At 45.1% G+C, this 18,227-nt stretch carries 16 protein-coding genes; all 16 read right to left on the bottom strand.

What is annotated here, in order from left to right:
• Positions 1–2: 2 nt before the first annotated feature.
• Positions 3–1,475 (bottom strand): FGGY-family carbohydrate kinase, encoded by a 1,473-nt coding sequence (locus NQ502_RS12730; protein WP_148511943.1) that lies wholly within the window; start codon positions 1,473–1,475, stop codon positions 3–5.
• Positions 1,476–1,478: 3 nt separating this feature from the next.
• Positions 1,479–2,360 (bottom strand): class II fructose-bisphosphate aldolase, encoded by an 882-nt coding sequence (locus NQ502_RS12725; RefSeq protein WP_028529297.1) that lies wholly within the window; start codon positions 2,358–2,360, stop codon positions 1,479–1,481.
• 40 nt (positions 2,361–2,400) lie between these two features.
• Positions 2,401–3,465, bottom strand: coding sequence for a zinc-binding dehydrogenase (locus NQ502_RS12720; RefSeq protein WP_028529296.1), 1,065 nt, complete (start codon positions 3,463–3,465; stop codon positions 2,401–2,403).
• Between the two features lie 21 nt (positions 3,466–3,486).
• Positions 3,487–4,455 carry an ABC transporter permease gene (locus NQ502_RS12715; RefSeq protein ID WP_028529295.1) on the bottom strand — a complete coding sequence of 323 codons (969 nt, stop codon included), beginning with the start codon at positions 4,453–4,455 and terminating at the stop codon, positions 3,487–3,489.
• A 1-nt stretch (position 4,456) separates the two neighbouring features.
• A complete protein-coding gene (locus NQ502_RS12710) occupies positions 4,457–5,959 on the bottom strand; it encodes a sugar ABC transporter ATP-binding protein (RefSeq protein WP_028529294.1) in 1,503 nt (500 codons plus the stop codon).
• Positions 5,960–6,053: 94 nt separating this feature from the next.
• Positions 6,054–7,205: a substrate-binding domain-containing protein gene (locus tag NQ502_RS12705; protein WP_028529293.1), complete on the bottom strand. Its 1,152-nt coding sequence runs from the start codon at positions 7,203–7,205 to the stop codon at positions 6,054–6,056.
• A 20-nt stretch (positions 7,206–7,225) separates the two neighbouring features.
• The gene (locus NQ502_RS12700) at positions 7,226–8,278 is read right to left on the bottom strand and encodes a uroporphyrinogen decarboxylase family protein (protein WP_028529292.1); all 1,053 of its coding nucleotides are present in this window, start codon (positions 8,276–8,278) and stop codon (positions 7,226–7,228) included.
• Between the two features lie 151 nt (positions 8,279–8,429).
• Positions 8,430–9,338: a 1-phosphofructokinase gene (pfkB, locus tag NQ502_RS12695; protein WP_028529291.1), complete on the bottom strand. Its 909-nt coding sequence runs from the start codon at positions 9,336–9,338 to the stop codon at positions 8,430–8,432.
• 216 nt (positions 9,339–9,554) lie between these two features.
• Complete coding sequence (locus tag NQ502_RS12690) at positions 9,555–10,541, bottom strand: hypothetical protein (RefSeq protein ID WP_028529290.1); 987 nt, start codon at positions 10,539–10,541, stop codon at positions 9,555–9,557.
• Between the two features lie 441 nt (positions 10,542–10,982).
• Entirely contained in the window at positions 10,983–11,468 is a 486-nt protein-coding gene (locus tag NQ502_RS12685) for a hypothetical protein (protein ID WP_028529289.1), read from the bottom strand.
• 35 nt (positions 11,469–11,503) lie between these two features.
• Entirely contained in the window at positions 11,504–12,463 is a 960-nt protein-coding gene (locus tag NQ502_RS12680; protein WP_028529288.1) for an ABC transporter ATP-binding protein, read from the bottom strand.
• Between the two features lie 12 nt (positions 12,464–12,475).
• The gene (locus NQ502_RS12675; protein ID WP_044983370.1) at positions 12,476–13,462 is read right to left on the bottom strand and encodes an ABC transporter ATP-binding protein; all 987 of its coding nucleotides are present in this window, start codon (positions 13,460–13,462) and stop codon (positions 12,476–12,478) included.
• A 14-nt stretch (positions 13,463–13,476) separates the two neighbouring features.
• On the bottom strand, positions 13,477–14,334 hold the full coding sequence (locus tag NQ502_RS12670) for an ABC transporter permease (RefSeq protein WP_044983369.1): 858 nt from the start codon (positions 14,332–14,334) through the stop codon (positions 13,477–13,479).
• Positions 14,327–15,280: an ABC transporter permease gene (locus tag NQ502_RS12665; RefSeq protein WP_028529286.1), complete on the bottom strand. Its 954-nt coding sequence runs from the start codon at positions 15,278–15,280 to the stop codon at positions 14,327–14,329. The genes NQ502_RS12670 and NQ502_RS12665 overlap by 8 nt, the downstream gene beginning before the upstream one ends.
• A gap of 74 nt (positions 15,281–15,354) precedes the next feature.
• Positions 15,355–17,028 (bottom strand): ABC transporter substrate-binding protein, encoded by a 1,674-nt coding sequence (locus NQ502_RS12660; RefSeq protein ID WP_028529285.1) that lies wholly within the window; start codon positions 17,026–17,028, stop codon positions 15,355–15,357.
• A gap of 30 nt (positions 17,029–17,058) precedes the next feature.
• Positions 17,059–18,000 (bottom strand): serine hydrolase domain-containing protein, encoded by a 942-nt coding sequence (locus tag NQ502_RS12655; RefSeq protein WP_044983368.1) that lies wholly within the window; start codon positions 17,998–18,000, stop codon positions 17,059–17,061.
• Positions 18,001–18,227: the final 227 nt, after the last annotated feature.

The raw sequence follows: 18,227 nt of genomic DNA, 5'->3' as shown, positions 1-18,227 counted from the left end.
TTTTATAATCCTTTCGTACGCTCATATAATTCCAGATACTTCTTATATTTTTGATCTGTTTCATCCGGATCACACTTCGGTTCCAGCCAGTCACCATCCGGAACCGGAATCCCGTTTTCATAGTCATCGATCCAGCCAAGGGCTTTGGCTGCTATATAATATACACCTCTTGTACCCGCCTGCACGTCTCTGGTTTTATAGATATTTCGCTGCAGGATGTCACTGCGCACCTGAACACCTTTTTCCGACCTGGCCCCGCCCCCGGCTGCCAGAATCCGATTTACCGGAAGTCCGCATGCCTCCATGTTTTCCACATTCAGCCTCATATCGTAAGCGATACCCTCCAGGGCTGCCCGTACCAGTGCTCCTCTGGCGGTATCCATCGTCAGTCCATAGATCACTCCCCGGTCCGCAGTGTTCATCTGCGGCGTTCCGGTCCCCGCCAGATGCGGCAGATAATAGAGTCCTTCTGTGCTGTCCGGCATTTCATCCACCATGACCTCATAGACATCCCTGCCCTCCCGCCTGGCATCCTCACGCTCTTTTCCATACATCTTATTTCTGAGATCACTCAGTACAATTCCTCCGGAAAACAACACGCCGTATGTCACGAATTTTCCCTCTGCTACATGGGGCGCGCAGACCAGATGCGCCTTCTGCATAGCCGTTGACTGTTGAAATTCGTCCAGAACAAGAGTAAAACACTCTACGGTTCCCATGCCGTAAGCCACATCTCCGCCGTGAATGGCGCCCATTCCAAGTGCCACGCAGGGCTGGTCATGGCCTCCCGCCAGAATCGCAGGAGACTTCTTCATTCCAAACTGTTTCACCAGCTTTTCCGAAACCAGTCCGATTTGGTCTCCTGCCTTTACGATCTTCGGAAGCTTTTCCATATCAATGCCGGCAGCCTGGCAGATTTCCGTGCTCCAGACACCCTTTCGCACATCATATGCCATACTCCGGGCTGCCAGGGTATTTTCCGCACAACACTTTGCTCCCAGTTTTCTCTCGATAAATCCTGCAAAGAAGAGGAACTTATGAGTCCTTTTGTACAGCTCCTCCTGATTCTTTTTCATCCACAGCAGCCGGCTGACCGTATACATAGGATGAGAAATATGACCCGTAACCGCAGCGATCCTGGCACTTCCAACCTTCTGGTCCAGGTATTCCCATTCTTTGACGGCATTGGCATTCGTGTACAGGATCGCACCGCTCAAAGCATTCCCCTGTTCATCCACAGGCACTGCAGATTCCCCGAAGGAAGTGGTACATATAGCCTCTATTTCAGGAAAATCAGCGGTACATTCTCCGACTGCAGAGCAGACCTCATCCCATACGCCCTCGGCATCTATGATGCCTCCGCGTTCAAGATACAGATATTCCCTGTAGGCGTGCGCACAGACATTTCCATTCTGGTCAAAGACATTCGCCTTACACCCCGTCGTTCCGATATCCAGGCCCATTATGTATTTCAAGGTTTAAATTCCCCTTTCTCTCTGTGACAGGTAATTTCCGGCAAATACCCGCACCGCCTTTTCCACATCCTGCTTGATTCCTTCCTGACCCCAGCTGCAGATTTCATGGAAATAAATCGGCGTTGCAATCCCTTTCATTTTCTGTCCCACATATTCCGCTCCCGCTTTTGCCATATACGTATAATAATTGATTTTTCTCACTCCGCAGCGGATGGATTCCTGAAAATCCTCCGCGCTGACGCCGGAGCCGCCGTGCATCACAACGGGGATATTTGCCTCTTCATGAACCCGGGAGATGATTTCCATCCGGAGGTCCGGTTCTGACAGGTAGAAGCCATGGGTCGTTCCGAAGGAACACGCCAGCGCCGCCACCCCCGTCTGTTCTACAAATACCCGTGCCTCCTCCGGATCGGTATAGACCTTACCCAGGTCATCGTTATCCCTGGCATTTTTATAGACCGTGTTTCTTTTGCCCATATCTCCCAGCTCTCCCTCCACGGAAGCGCCGAAGGATCCGGCAAGTTCCACATATTTTTTTGTCTGCTCCACATTTTCTTCAAAAGGCTGCGAGGAACCGTCATACATAATGCCTGTGAAGCCCAGATCCAGTGCCTTTTTAATATAGTCGCCGGTTTCCCCATGGTCCAGCTGCACGCAGACAGGAACGGATGACTTCTTCGCAAAATCTACCATAATAGGACCGATGACCGAGATCGGAATGACCGTCTCATGTACCTCGGCATGCTGCAATACTACAGGAACCTTCAGACTCTCCGCCACCTGCAGCACCGCGATCACACTTTCCAGATTTGGCGTGTTAAACGCACCGACCGCATACGCCCCTCTCTCAGCCTCTTCCAATACCGTTTTTAAATTCACTAACATTCTTTCACCCTAGCCTTTCTAAACCAGTCCCTTTTACAATTCACGGCACCAGCATTACCTTATAAGCATCCGGATCCTTCTCCGCCACTTCAAATGCCTGCTTCCAGTCCTCCAGCTGAAACCTATGGGACATCAGACCTTCCGTGTGGATACTTCCGTCCATGATCCCCCGGATCACGGGCTCATAGCAGTAAGGGCCCAGGTGGGAACCGTTGATCGTAATCTCCTTGCCGTCTCCTATGTCGTTCCAGTCTACGTTTATCGCATCAGGGAATACTCCGAACTGCACATACGTTCCGCGGAATCGAATGCACGCAAGACCCTGCTTTACGCTTTTTTCACTGCCGGAAGCCTCTATGTACACGTCACAGCCGTAACCGTCCGTCAGTTCCTTAATTCTGGCAGCCACATCGGTTTCCATCGGATTCAGCACCAGATCCGCTCCGTATTCCAGCGCCTTATCCAGGCGCTGACGGCGCAGGTCCAGACCGATCAGCAGTTTCGGTTCCAGCTTTCTTGCCACACTGACCATTCCCAGTCCGATTGCTCCCAATCCGCTTATCACCACCACATCGTTGTGTCCGATATTCCCCCGCTCTACCGCATGCATGGCACAAGCCAAAGGCTCAATCAGCGCCCCCTGCTCCACCGTCATTCCTTCCGGCAGCTTATGATGAATTCCGTTTTTATGAAATTTCATGTACTCTGCCATCCCTCCTGCGGTCTCCTGACGGAATCCATAGATATAATGGCGCTGACACATGGAATAAATGCCCGCCTTGCAGAATCTGCACTCCCGGCAGGGCACGATCTGCTCAGAGACCATCCGGTCCCCGATCTTCACGCCCTGGACCTTATCTCCATATTCTACCACACGTCCCACAAACTCGTGACCGCCTGTCACGGGTGCTTCTATATTACATGTCTCGGGCGAGGTACCCCACACACGGATACCGCCATGGAGTGTCTTGATATCCCCGGCACAGATACCGCAGCCTTCCACCTGAATCAAAATCTCTTCCGGCCCGATTTCCGGAATCGGAATCTCATCGATACGAAAATCATACGGTGCATACATGCGTAAAGCTTTCATTGTTCCTCTCATAACAGCACACTTCTCCTTTTCCTAATTTTTATTGATTCTGCTTGTTCCCTGCTGCAGCAGGACTGCCAGTATAATGATGATACCCTTTATCACGTCCTGCGGATAAGACGGCACGGACAGAAGATTCATAATGTTTCCGATCATTGCCAGTACCAGAACACCGACCACTGTCTTCAATGAAGAACCGGACCCTCCGCTTAAGGAAGCGCCTCCGATCACACAGGCCGCAATGCAGTCAAGCTCCAGACCCTGTCCAACCGCTCCGGAACCGATACCCGTCCGCGATGTGGCGATGACGCCGCCGAGTGCCGAGCAGAAACCAGAGATTGCATAGACGGATATCAGATGCGGCGTTACACTGATGCCTGCCAGATGAACGGCCTCCTGATTGCTTCCGATCATGATGACGGTCCGTCCGCACGCTGTTTTGTAAAGACAAAATCCGCTGGCTGCCACTACGATAATCGCAATTACCGTAAGCCACGTCAGAAACGGGAATAATTTAGCCGTACCCAGTCTGCTGATGGATCCTGCCGGAGTGTTAATCGGTGTGCCATTTGAAATCATGTACGCGACACCCCTGCAGATAGTCATCATCGCAAGGCTTGCCACGAACGCCGCAATCTTTGCCTTGGCTACCAGAATACCGGTGATCAGTCCGCAGACAGTCCCCAGAATCATGGATAAAATCACGGACACAATAATCGGCAGATGCAGTTCCACCATGGCATACGCTGAGAAAACACTGCCAAGAGCCATGACGGAGCCAACCGACAGGTCAATTCCTCCGGTCAGAATCACAAACAGCATACCGATGGATACGATCACCGTTCCAGAATACTGCTGACAGATGTTCACAAGATTTGCCAGAGTCAGGAAATGCTCTGACGCAAGGCTGCAGATCACAAACAGTAGTACCAAAATAAAATATGTATTGTTAGTGACGATAAAATTTAAAATCTTAGATGAAGTCTTATTTTTTTCTGACATACTACTGAACCCCTCCCATTGCCAGTCTGATCATATTGTTCTCCGTAAATTCTTCCTTGCTGATTTCGCCTGCCACCTGTCCCTGCCGCATGACGATAATATGGTCGCTCATACCCATGAGCTCCGGCATTTCGGAAGAAATCATCACGATTCCGATTCCCTGTGCAGCCAGCTGGTTGATACATGTGTAAATCTCTGTTTTCGCCCCGACATCAACTCCGCGTGTCGGCTCGTCAAAGATAATGCATCTGCTCCCGGCGGCCAGCCATTTCGCGAGCGCCACCTTCTGCTGATTTCCTCCGCTCAGCTGTGAAACTTTATGGTTGATGGAGGCGTACTTTGTGTTGATGCTGTCCAGAATCTCCTTTGTATATTCCGATTCTTTTTTATGATCGAAGGCATGCAATCGATTCTGCACATCCCGCATGGATGTCACCGTGGTATTGGCCCTGATGCTCTGATCCAAAATCAGTCCCTGCTTTTTTCTATCCTCCGGAACCATTCCCAGACCCATTTTGACGGCTTGTCTGGGATTTTTAAACCGTACTTTTTCTCCGAACAGCAGTATCTCTCCGGATTCCAGTGCATCTGCACCAAATACGGCTCTCATCGTCTCCGTCCTCCCGGCACCCACCAGGCCATAGAATCCCAGTACTTCTCCTGCATGCAGCGTGAAGCTGACATTCCTCACCAGCGAGCCTGCACAGAGATCCTTCACCTCCAAGACCGGCTCTCCTATCGTGACATTCTGACGTTTCGGAAAGATGTCTTTGATATCTCTTCCCACCATCAGGCTGATCAGTCGGTCTTTGTCGATATCCCCTGTCTTTACCTGTTTTACAAGGCATCCATCCTTCATGACTGTGATTTCATCACATAGCTGAAAGATCTCTTCCAGACGATGGGAGATATAAATAATACTTACCCCCTCCTCCTTCAGTCTCCTGAGAAGGGTAAACAGCTTCTCTATTTCTCTAAACGTTAAAACTGCTGTGGGTTCGTCCAGAATCAGCACCTTCACTTTCTGTGACAGAGATTTGCAGATTTCTACCACCTGCTGACAGGCGACACTCAGAGTATTGACTTTTGCCGAAGGGTCAATTTCTCCAAAACCCAGTTCCTCTAAAAGCTGCCTGGCTGACTGATTCAGGGTTTTCCAGTTGATAAGTTTCTTCCCCGACGTGAGATTTTCTATAAAAATATTCTCAGCCACCGTCAGATCGGGAGCCAGCATAAACTCCTGATAAATGGTTGCGATGCCAAGCCTGTGTGCATCCCTCGGCGTCTGCATTTCTGTCTTCTGACCATCGATGAAAATTTCACCGCTATCTCTTTTCAATGCTCCCGCCAATATTTTCATCAGGGTCGACTTTCCTGCACCGTTCTCTCCAATCAGAGCATGTATCTCCCCTGCACGCACCTGCACCCCGGCTCCGTCAAGTGCCTGAACTCCTGCAAAGCGCTTTTTTATATCTACCATCTTAACTCGAAACGCTTGATCCATTTTGTCTCCTCCTGCACAAAAATGAATAGAAAAAATCTGTTTTTTGAAAAAGTGTCTGAAACCTCATTCAGGAGATTCCAGACACTTTTTAACTTTAGAACGCTGAATCCGGGTCATAATACTCGTCTACATTATCCGGATTAATGCAGGCAGGATTCGTTAAAGTTACCCGGTCAAAGCTCGTGGGGTCTGCTCCGTTTACCAGAATATCAACCGCAATCTCCATAGCCGCCTCAGCCGTTGCACCCGGCTGATTATTACCGGTACATGCGTAGTTCGTGCCGCTCTTAATAAGTTCCAGCGCCTCTTTTTGTCCGTCCGCATCAGCGGCCAGAATCACCTGGTCAGACAGGCCCGCATTTTCGATCGCAGTCATGGCACCCAGAAGCATCGCGTCGTTCTCACCAAACATCAGATTCATATCAGGGTTGGCAACTACCAGGTCTTCTGCTGCATCAAGACCGCCGTTTGAGGTATAAGCTCCCCATCCGATTCCTCCCACGCTGAATTTTGCGTCTTCATTTACTGCAGAACCCTTTGCTATGACTTCTTTTTCCATGGCGGTTCCCATCTCAATCGCCTCATCCTCTGTAAGATTAAGTCTTTCCATAAGTATGCCGGCAATAAATCCCATACGCCGCTCTCTCGCTGCTTCCAGGTCTTTTTGACCGCCCATACATACCGAATTAATCTGTTCATCCGCCTCGAACCTGTTGGCCGCCACCCAGCTGCCGCACAGAAGTCCGTTCTTTACATTGCTGGGATATACGATCGACACCACCTTTGCAGCTTCTCCGCATGAATTATCCATACAGATCACGGGAATTCCGGCGTCAACCGCACGGTTGATAGCCTCCACACAACCCTCCGTCTCATAAGGGTCGATAAAGATCAGATCATATCCCTGTGTGATAAATGTATCCATATTTCCCGATTCTTTCATGGTGTCAGAATCCGCATTCGCCACGGTAGCTTCCCATCCCAGTTCTTCAATCCGTGTGGTAAATTCTTCAGCAAGGGTAACAAAAAAACCGCTGTCCAATGTCTTCATCTGGATGCCTATTTTAAATTTCTTATCACTGGATGTCTCATCTTCCCCGTCTGCTGAGACTGTTTCTTTGTCGTCGGAATCTGGTGTCGCCTCCGCCTCTGTACTTTTTGAAGATGTGTCACCGCCGCATCCCATCATTGAGATCCCCATTAATCCGGCACATACCAGTGCCAATACACGTTTGTAGTTTTTCATTAGCTATTATCCTCCTTTTCTTATTCCCAGTCCAGTGCTCCGCCTGGAAGGTAACGCCCATACTTGTGAATTGCGTGCTGCATTGCTACAAAGTTCTCCGGTTTTGCAGAAGAATGAACACTGTTGCTGGTGGCACATATGTATCTTCCGCCCGGTGCATGTGTTTTCAGGATTCCCCGCACATATTGTTCCATCTGCTGCGGCGTATAGTCAGTCAGCGGCTCATCACAGTCCACCGCACCCATGATGGTCAGCTTCGGAAATTTCTTTTTAACTTCAATCTGATCAATACCGGAATTCTCATCCAGCGGATGCATCCCTTTGATACCGAAATCTACCAGATCACCGATCAGCGGATTGATATTTCCACAGCAGTGCTTCAGCATGTATGCACCCCGGCCTGTCACGTAATCACAGATCTTTTTCAGTCCCGGCAGGAAAAATTCATCAAAATGCTGCTTGGATACCAGCAGACTGGTCTTTGATCCATAATCATCACCGCTTAATATGAAGTCCGCTCCGATATCCAATGCTTTTTCCGCCAGCTTCAGGTTATGTTCCACAGAAAGGTCCACCAGCCGGTGAACCAGCTCCGGCTCTTCTATCAGATTGCACATCATATCCTGCATGCTGCTCAGATAATAGCTGTAATTAAACCCGTCATGAAGATGAAAACCGATCAGTCTTTTTCCTTTAAATCTTCTGACCAGCTCCCGCAGGTAATCGAAGCGGAAATCATCCATGGGGTCCGGTGCCGCATAATTCATCGCGTCCTCCAGGGTCTCAATGGGACCGTGCAGAGGATGTGAAACCACCTCACCATTGTACTGGCGCATGATTCCCCACTCGTTGCGGACAATCTGTTTTTCTCTGTCGATGCATTCTTCGCGGTACAGTTTGGATGGGGTCTGTGATATTACCAGATCAATGTCCAGCTCATCGCAGAGATCCGGATAACTGTCCGTACCGATGATTCCGCGTATTACCTTCGGATCAATAAGCAGTTCGAACGACGGAACCCTGTCAGGTATCTCTCCGTTCAATACAGTAATCGCTCTTTCATATGAATTCATTCCTGCGTTCCTCCCGTATGTGATATTCACCGTGTTTCCTTTGTTTATGTTTAGACTATATCACACGCTATTGCGATTGTCAATTTATCGCAAGTTAATATGTTGCGATTCTATGATTTTACCAATATTTTAACTTGTTTTTTGTAGCTTTTTATGCTTTCAGTTGTTTATACAGGATTTCCGCTTCCCGTCTTGTGGTAAGCTGCTCCGAAAATGCACTGGCACTCCCTGCAGCCAGCCCCATCCGAAAGGCGTGTTCATATGAGTGTTGTTCCAGCCACCCTGCCAGAAATCCGGCTACCATGGAATCCCCCGCCCCCACCGCATTCACGAGCCTGCCTGCCGGGGGAGGTGAGGAGTGGACGCCTCCATCTGCATCAACCAGTACTGCCCCTTCTTTAGACATGGAGACCAGCACATTGGACGCCCCGCTGTCTTTGAGTTTTTTCGCATAAGGGATTACTTCTTCCCTGGTAGTCAGCTCCACGCCAAAAAGCCCGCCCAGCTCGTGATGGTTTGGTTTTACCAGGAACGGATGATACATCAGCACCTCCTGCAGCAGTTTCCCGGAGGCGTCTACCACAACGGGAATCTGTCTGGGCGCCAGCCGCTTCATGATATCACGGTATATCGTATCGGGAATGCTGTCAGGAATACTTCCCGCCAGCACCAGCATATCCTTTTCCGTAAGATCATCGAGCTGGTCAAACAGCTGCTTGAGGTGATCCGGGCTGATGACCGGCCCTTTCCCGTTGATTTCCATCCCGTCGTAGTCTTTCAGTTTGACATTTATCCGTGAGCAGCCCTGATCGAGATGGATAAACCGGGCGGAGATCCCCTGAACCGCCAGCTTTTTTTGTATTTCCCGGCCCACAAAACCTGCCGCAAATCCAAGCGCGGTACTTTCAAAGCCCAGATTTTTCAGCACAATCGAAACATTGATCCCTTTCCCGCCCGGATACATCTGTTCAGCGGATGTGCGATTCGTCTTTCCCATCTGAAGATCAGGTACAGAAATAATGTAGTCCAGCGCAGGATTAAATGTTACTGTGTAAATCATACCTCTCCTCCTTTTGCGTTGTTTTAATTTTCGCAAATTATTTTATTGCGATTTATTTATAATCGCAATATATTTGTTGCTTTCTATCTTACGTTCTCCACACTTAACTGTCAAGAATATTGACCTAAGAAAAGTTTACAAAATTCCAGTATGAAAATTGTAAAGATTGCAAAAAAGACAGCCCTTTCAGGCTGTCCTTCTCTTCCATACATTATTTTATGATAGCTGATACTCTTCATAAAGCTTTTGACGGTACGCTTCATCTGTGCAGACTCTCCTGGCATCATCCAGCCGATTCTCTTCAAGTAATTTCTGCAACAGTGCCAGGCTTTTGTCTTCTCCTCTTTTTTCGCCTCTCTTTTCACCTTCCCGCCTTCCATCTAAAATCATTTCATCAATCGCAGTACACATATCAACCCCTCCTTCTTTATTCCGATACCTCATTTTCCGTTCCTGCAGCAGCGGAATTTTCAAAAATGCAGCGACCAGATCACTTCTTTCCGCATCCAGATTCCGATAGTGGTTTTCGTGTTCTTTTAAAAATTCCCGCATGCCCCTTTTGTCCGCTGCCACCCTCAGCAGCTCAAACACCTCCCGCAGGCCGGTACAAAAGTCCTCCGGGTCGACCGTCCGGCAGTTCACCAGATGGATCGGATAGTCGGGAACAAACTCCCTCCAAACCCGGGCTTCTCCGGGAAACGCCAGCATATCGTGCAGGCTCATGGGTCCATCCCATTCCTGTCTTTCTCCGTAATGCACCACGGCAGTAAGTACCGGTAGTAGCCGGTCTTCTTTTTTCAAACCGGAGAGAAACTCTGTACCGGGCAGCAAATCCTTCCTTTGACGATGCCTGCCCTCTATTTCCTGAATCTGTTTCCAGTAATCAACGGCATCATAGAGCATAGTGCGCGCCGGCATGCCAAAGTCCACCTGCCGCTGCCCCTCAATTGCCAAAATGGCCAGATTCATATCCACACTTCCGCTTTTCTTTACATCCCGATATCGACGAATCACCACATCTGTGCCATCCCGCGCCTCAATGCGCCCGCTCTGGCTGCTGTCCTGCTCCTGCAGATTCTCCGCCCGGATTACCTGTTCCCCTTTAAAGAATGCGCCGTTAAACACATCGGCAAAGATCTCTGCCCGGTTCAGTCTCGAACGCACCTCAGAATCCTTTGCTTTATAAATCACCTGTTTCTTCATGCATATTTCTCCTTTGCTTTCGAAAACCGCAGCATGGAAAATACACCTTATAACTGTATTATAAGAATAAAGAGGCTTGTTTTCAACCACACCGGCAGTTTTCTTTTATTTTTCTTCTGGAATACGTCGGCAGAACTGCCTTGAACATATAGACATGATGTTCCAGATAAATTCATTATAGTGGATGCGCTTTCGCATTGCAAGAAGTAAAAGAACCACCAATACACATGTAATGGCGGTTCTTGAACTTCTTTAATAAAACACAGTTTAGATGACTTAGTCTTAAACATTCGAAATGATCATAAAGTTACATATATGAATTTTGTAGCCTTGCTCACCTGCTCCTGCTTCGCCTTTATTCTGAACTTTAACAATCCCTCTTCGTTCTACTCTCTCCAAAGCCTACTTTATTACACCTAGCATTGGTACAATACGCTTCCATTAAATTATAAGATTGCCAACGTTATAAGTAACTATTTTTTTATTCCATTTTGACTGTATGTAGTCAAACTTCTTATTCTCAAAATGTAGATAAATACACTCTTTCGGAGGCCACTTTAAACACATATCAAATCGCTCTTCAGCATTCATCCCTTTCTTGCAAAAATAGAGATAAAGGCTTCCACACTTCTCATTCTTTTTTCCGTTAAATACTTTCGTTCCTACAATACCGACCTCTTTGATATCATCCCAACGAAGTTCTTTCAAAGTAATCCCCAAGGTATGCAAACGAACACAGTCTTCATTAACCGTCACAAAAGCTCCTGCTGAAAAAATTGAAATACCCAGATAAAATAATGCCAGCACACATAACAATATACCAGATAACGGATAGTTTAATAAGAACGCCTGTACCGCACATCCGCTCAGAACGATTCCTGTTAATAGAAATATAATGAATTTAATTGTATGAACCTGATATGTCATTTTTCTTTCTCCAATTTTTAATCATTTGCCAGAAATCACTTAAAACTTAATTCTCGAGCTCTGCAGCAAGATACAAAATGTCCTTCTGAGATGGCTTCCAATACCTGTGACTCCTGACATTGTTTAGCTGCATATTTGCATCTTGCAGCAAATCTACATCCCGGTTTCGGATCAATCGGAGAAGTAATTTCTCCTTTTAGTATTTCGATCTCTTTTGTTTTATGCACATCTACTTCCGGAATTGCACTGAGCAAAGCCTGTGTATACGGATGAATCGGTTTTTCAAACAATTCTTTTGTTGGACTTTTTTCAACTACCTGCCCAAGGTACATAACACAAATATCATCCGAAATATGTTTCACTACAGAAAGATCATGTGTTACAAACATATATGTAAATTCTTTTTCTCTCTGTAATTTTTTCAACAAGTTCAATACCTGCGCCTGAATCGATACATCCAATGCCGAGACTGGCTCATCACAAACGATAAACTTAGGATTCAATGCAAGGGCTCTGGCGATCCCCACGCGCTGTCTTCTGCCGCCATCCAGCTCATGAGGATATGCATTTGCTAACCGCTGATCAATCCCAACCAGTTCGACCAGTGCATCTGTCGCATCATTAATTTCTTTTTTGGACATTTTCCTCGATATTTTCATCGGCTCCATAACAGTTTCACGGATTGTCTTTCTCGGATCAATTGAAGAATACGGATCCTGAAAAATAATTTGCATCTCCTCTCTTAATGCTTTTAATCTTTTTCTGTTTAAATGAGTAACGTCTTCACCTTTAAAATATATATTACCGCCGGTACTCTCCAGAAGATGAATCAGTGTTCTTCCCAATGTTGATTTTCCACATCCAGACTCACCAACAACCCCTAATGTTTTCCCCTTTTCAATCGTCAAATTGATATTATCTACCGCATGTAACATTCCATGTGCGGTCGAAAAGTATTTTTGCAAATTTTTTACTTCAATTAAATTTTCTGCCATTTTTAATTCCTCTCATTTCTTCGTCTGTTTCACAACTTGTTCTGTGTTACAGCAACGGCAGTTATGTCCATCCGGCGTCTTATATAGCGAAATTTTATCAGCCTTACATGCTTCTGTCGCATATGGACAACGCGGATGGAATGCACATCCCTTCGGTAAATTTGTTGGATCTGGCGGTAGCCCATCTACCGGATGCAGCCACTCCTCATCGCTGTTCAGATCCGGGATCGCTCCAAACAATCCAATCGTGTATGGATGCGTTGGATGATCGAAAATATCATATTTTGTTCCATATTCCACGATTTCCCCTGCATAGACAATTGCTACTTCATCACATGTATTGGCTACAACGCCAAGATCATGAGTAATCAGGATCATAGAAGTATTATTTTTTTCTTTCAATTCCATAACCATCTTCAATACCTGCGCCTGAATCGTTACATCCAAAGCGGTCGTAGGTTCATCTGCTAATAACAAATCAGGCTGACAGGCAAGGGCAATGGCTATCACAACCCTCTGTTTCATGCCACCGGAAAACTGATGGGGATATTCTTCGAATCGCTGTTCCGGAATTCCCACCATCTGCAGCATTGCAACTGCACATTTTCTTGCTTCTTCTTTTGAAATTTTATTATGTTTTTCAATAACCTCACTGATTTGATCACCTATACGCATCGAAGGATTCAATGCCGTCATAGGATCTTGAAAAATCATGGAAATTCTATTTCCTCTAATTTTCTGCATATCCCTTTCTGGTAATGTTAATAGATTATCTTTATCTAAGTAAACCTCTCCATTACAGATCTTAGCACCTCGATCCGGCAGAATCCGAAGGATTGATTTTGCAATTGTTGTTTTTCCAGCACCAGTCTCACCGACCAGTCCCAATGTTTTCCCTTTTTTCAATTCCAGAGAAACACCATTAACTGCATGTACGATTTTACCATCTGATGTATATTCCACCACAAGGTCTTTAATCGATAAAAATTTTTCCGACATAATCTCACCCCATATTAATTATTTAACTTAGGATCCAGTGCATCACGAAGACTGTCACCAAATATATTTAGTGCAAATACCGTAATCATAATCGCCAAGCCCGGAAAAATAACCAAATACGGGTATTCCATCATATTCTGTCTTCCCGCCGAAAGAAGTGCTCCCCATTCCGGATTCGGTGCTTGTACACCAAGTCCTATAAAACTAAGACTTGCTGCAGCTAAGATAGAGTTCGCAACTCCGAGCGTCAGATTTACTAACATCGGAGAAATGGCATTTGGAATAATATGAGATACCACGATTCGTACGGGATTACAATTGATTGAACGTGAAGCCTCAATATATTCCTGATTTCTCACCTTCAGCACCAGTGCTCGAAACAACCGAACATAGGCCGGACTTCCCGATATTCCAATTACTGCAATAATGATTGGTACTGAATTTCCAGCCGCCGCCGCAACAACAATCATCAGCAACATGGATGGAATCGCCTGGATAATATCAAGGAAACGCATCAAAATGTCGTCAAACAGCTTCCCGATATAGCCCGTAAGCGCTCCTAACACGATTCCAATCAACATACAAAGCAGCATAGCACCAATACCGATTATTAAAGAAAATCGTGCTCCATAAAGGATTCTGCTAAACATGTCTCGTCCCATGGAATCCGTTCCAAACCAATGTACCGCATTTGGAGACTGATACATTGCTGTAAGATCCATCTCATCATAAGGAAAGGCTGAAATATATGGTGCAAGAATCGCAAGGATTACTTCAATTACGAAAATGATTAATCCGAATGTTGCCAGTTTATTTCGAAACATGCGTCTGCATACGATTCGGAACATACCATTATTTTTCTTCTTATGCATGTTTTTTCCTCCTCTTTCCACTCGTATATTGGGCACGTATACGCGGATCTACCGATGCATAGATCAAATCCACAGCCAGCATGATAAAGCTAAATGCAATTGCTAAAAAAATTGTCCCCCCCTGTACAATCGGATAATCACGATTGCTTACAGCGCTGATTACATATAACCCAACACCTGGTATCTGGAAAATAGTTTCCAGAATCAGTGCGCCACCTAGCAAGCTTCCAAATCCATTGCCTGCCACTGTAATAACTGGAATCAACGCATTCTTTAATGCATGTTTTAAAATAACCTTTTTTTCCGAAAGCCCCTTTGCTCTGGCTGTGATTACATAATCTGCTCTAATTTCTTCCAGCATACTGGACCGTGCCTGCCTCGCTTGTCTCGCCAGATCCTGCATTGATCCGGCAATCGCAGGCATGATATAATACTGTATTCCACCAATTCCCATAGCCGGAAGCCATCCTAATTTTACAGAAAAAAGCAATACTAAGAGCAATGCTAGCCAGAAGTTTGGCATAGAAACACCTATCAATGCCACTACCATACACACTCTATCAGCCCAACTATTTTGTTTTACTGCCGCAATGATTCCAAGCGGAACGCCTACAACGACAGAAATCACCATACAGGCAAAAGCCAGACCTAAAGTTCGCGGAATTCTCACTGCCAATTCTGAAGTTACTGACACATTTGTCAGATACGATTTTCCAAAATCACCTTTTAATACATTTTCAATATAAGTGGCAAGCTGTACAAAGAAAGGTTTGTCCAAGCCCCAGGACTCACGTATGGTATCTACCTGTTCCTGCGTTGCCTCTGCCCCTGCGATAATTTCTGCCGGATCACCCGGACAAAATCTTAAAATTGTAAAGACGATAACTATTACCCCTAAGACAACAGGAACCATCCACACTAATCGTTTTAAAATATAACGTATCATTTTATCACCTTTACCTTTAGAGAATGTTTGCGAGCAAGCATGCACGCAAACATTCGCAATTTATACACTACAAATTATTTTCCCCAATCATATGTACACGCCCCATATACCGGTAAACCGCAATCCCAATATACAAGCTCTGTGATCACACTATCCGCAGGTACAACATAAGATTCTGCTAACCAGCAAAGGGGACCTACTAAAGCATGTTCCGTTACATAATTACGTACATCATTAGCTGTTTCAACAGAATTGGTTTCTGCTGCACATGCCGTTTCAATTAATGCCTGTAAATTGTCGTCTTTCAACCCCATAAGTGTCGTTCCCGAAGAATAATTGCGTACATCAAATAATGAATTGTAAATTTTAGATGAATACAAACCATATTTCTGAGTAATCGTCAGATCATAATTTGCCGGAGTTCTCTGTGTGTCTGCATAGATTCCAGGTTCTTCTGATACAACTTCTGCTATAATGCCAATTTGCGATAAATACGCCTGAAGAATTTCAGCAATTTTCTTTCTTACATCATCAGACTGGAATACAATTCTGATTTTTGTTCCTTCCCCATAATCAGATGCCCCCAGATACTCTTTTGCTTTTTCTACATCATACTCATAAGGATATGTTTCATCCAGCCATGCTTCATCAAAATCTTCTGCAATTTTAATTCCAAGAACTGCTTTTTCAGCGTATTCTCCATATACTGCTTCGATTAATCCGTCTCTGTCAATCGCACACAAGACAGCTTTACGGAAATTTTCATCGGAAAATGGACTGTTCGCATCTTTTGACAACTGGAAATACTGAATATGCGGCCAATTTACAACAAATTCTCTATATCCTTCACCTTTTAAAGCCACTGCTGACTCTGTATCAAGCGGAGCGGCATCTACAGTTCCTGACTGCAATGCTACTTTTCTCTGAGAAATTTCTGCAATACACTGAAGGTTTATGACATCCACATTTGACTGTGAATATGTACAAAGAAGAGATTCGTCTGTCTGCCAGTAATCATCTCGCTTTTCCATGGTTACGGAAGATCCTGATACAAAATTTGTAACTTTGTACGGAGATGTTGATATCGGAGCAGTTGCCATCTCGTCACCTGATTCTTCGTATGCTTTCTGTGAGACAATCGGAACATACTCCATAATAAATTCGAAAGCACCAATAATAAAACTCGAGAATTTCATCTTAACCGTATAATCCCCGGTTGCTTCAATGCTTTCCATGTTATTCATACCAAGGTTCGTAAAGTTTCCTGTTTCAAATGCTGTCTGCATACAGAACACTACATCTTCCGCTGTAATATGGTTACCTGCCGAATCATATACATAATCATAAATTTCGATTTCATATTCTAAACCATCTTCAGATACTGTATAGTCCTTTGCAATCTGTGACTCCAATTCTCCTGATGTCGGATTATAGATAAACAGAAATTCGTAAGCTTGCCATTTCCATGGGTTACTATCATCCGCAGGTCCCCCAAATGGATATAATGATTGAACATTTGCCTTTGACACGCCTGTAACCTGTGTTCTTCCATCTTCTAATATATTCGTTGTTGGTGTTCCACTTTTTGCCGCAGTACTCTCCCCGCTTTCGGTTGCGGTACTTTCTCCACTCTTCTCTGCTGTTTCTTTTTGTTGGGCTGCACACCCAGCTAGTACTGTTACTGACATGACTATCACCAATAATAATGCTATCACCTTTTTCATCTTGCTTTCCACCTCATTTTTCATTTTACCTTCTCCTTTCTTATTGCCTTTAGATTAGTATGTATATTTTAACCGCGGATATATTTCTTCCCAAACCGCGGTCAAAATCTCCTGAGAACGTTCTTCATCTGCTGTAATTGCAATAACGGCATCCAGCTTCTCATCAATAATACAAAACTGACTATCCTTTCCGTCGGCTCTGACCGCTCCCGTTTGGCACATCCAAAACTGGTAGCCATATCCGCATCCCCAATCTGGCATTGCCTCCCTATCACTGTCTGCTTCCGTCTGACTCGGCACAATCTGTACTTTAGTAGCTTCATTGATCCAATCTGCAGATATCAGCCGCTCGCCTAACCAAATCCCTTTTTGCAGATAAAGTTGTCCAAATTTCAAGAGCTCTTTCGTGCGCAAAAATAATCCATCCCCAGCTATATTCCTTCCTTTAGGACATTCTAACCATGCCGGACGATCTATCTCAAACTTATCAAATAGCCGTGGCATTAAAAAATCTACTATTTTTTTTCTTGTCACCTTCTGTACCATAGCCCCTGCCACATAGGTGCACCCTGTATCATATACAAATTTTGTTCCGGGTTGCAAGTCCATGGGTTGGTTCAAAAAATATTTGACCCAGTCAGGTTCCATCACCTTATCTCTCTGATGAATCAGAAGATAAGGTTTATCATGCCCAGATGCCATCATTAACAAATCACGAAGTGTTACATTTTCTAGTTTGTCGTCCACCTGTTCAGGAAGTAATTCCGCAAAGATATCTACCGGTTTGTCTGTAAGCCTTAAATATCCTTCATCTATAGCCATTCCCACTGCCGTTGATGTAAAGCTTTTGGAAAGTGAATATAAGCGGTGCGGAGAATCAGCAGTCCACCGATGTTCATCGATACATTTTCCATGCTGCGAAACTGCAATCCCTGCCAGGTTTAACATTGCTTTATCTATTCTTTCAATAAATTGCTTCAATACTAAATTATTCATTATCCCTTATCCCCTTTCATACATCGCTCAACAATAGGCCTTTGACTGGTCAATAATTTTCAACACATTATAAACTTAAAATTATTAATAACATCAAAATCGCCTATATTCAAGTTACATGTTTTTCCAACCGCTGATCAATCTTTATATTTCGAAAATAAATACCTATATCAATTGCAACCATTACAATATCTGCTATGTAAAACCAAGCCGAATAAGCAAGGGTT

The sequence above is a fragment of the Ruminococcus gauvreauii genome, assembly GCF_025151995.1.
GTDB classification, from domain to species: Bacteria; Bacillota; Clostridia; order Lachnospirales; family Lachnospiraceae; genus Ruminococcus_G; species Ruminococcus_G gauvreauii.
Note: the sequence above shows the minus strand (reverse complement) of the source record. Positions and strands in the feature narration are given on the sequence as shown.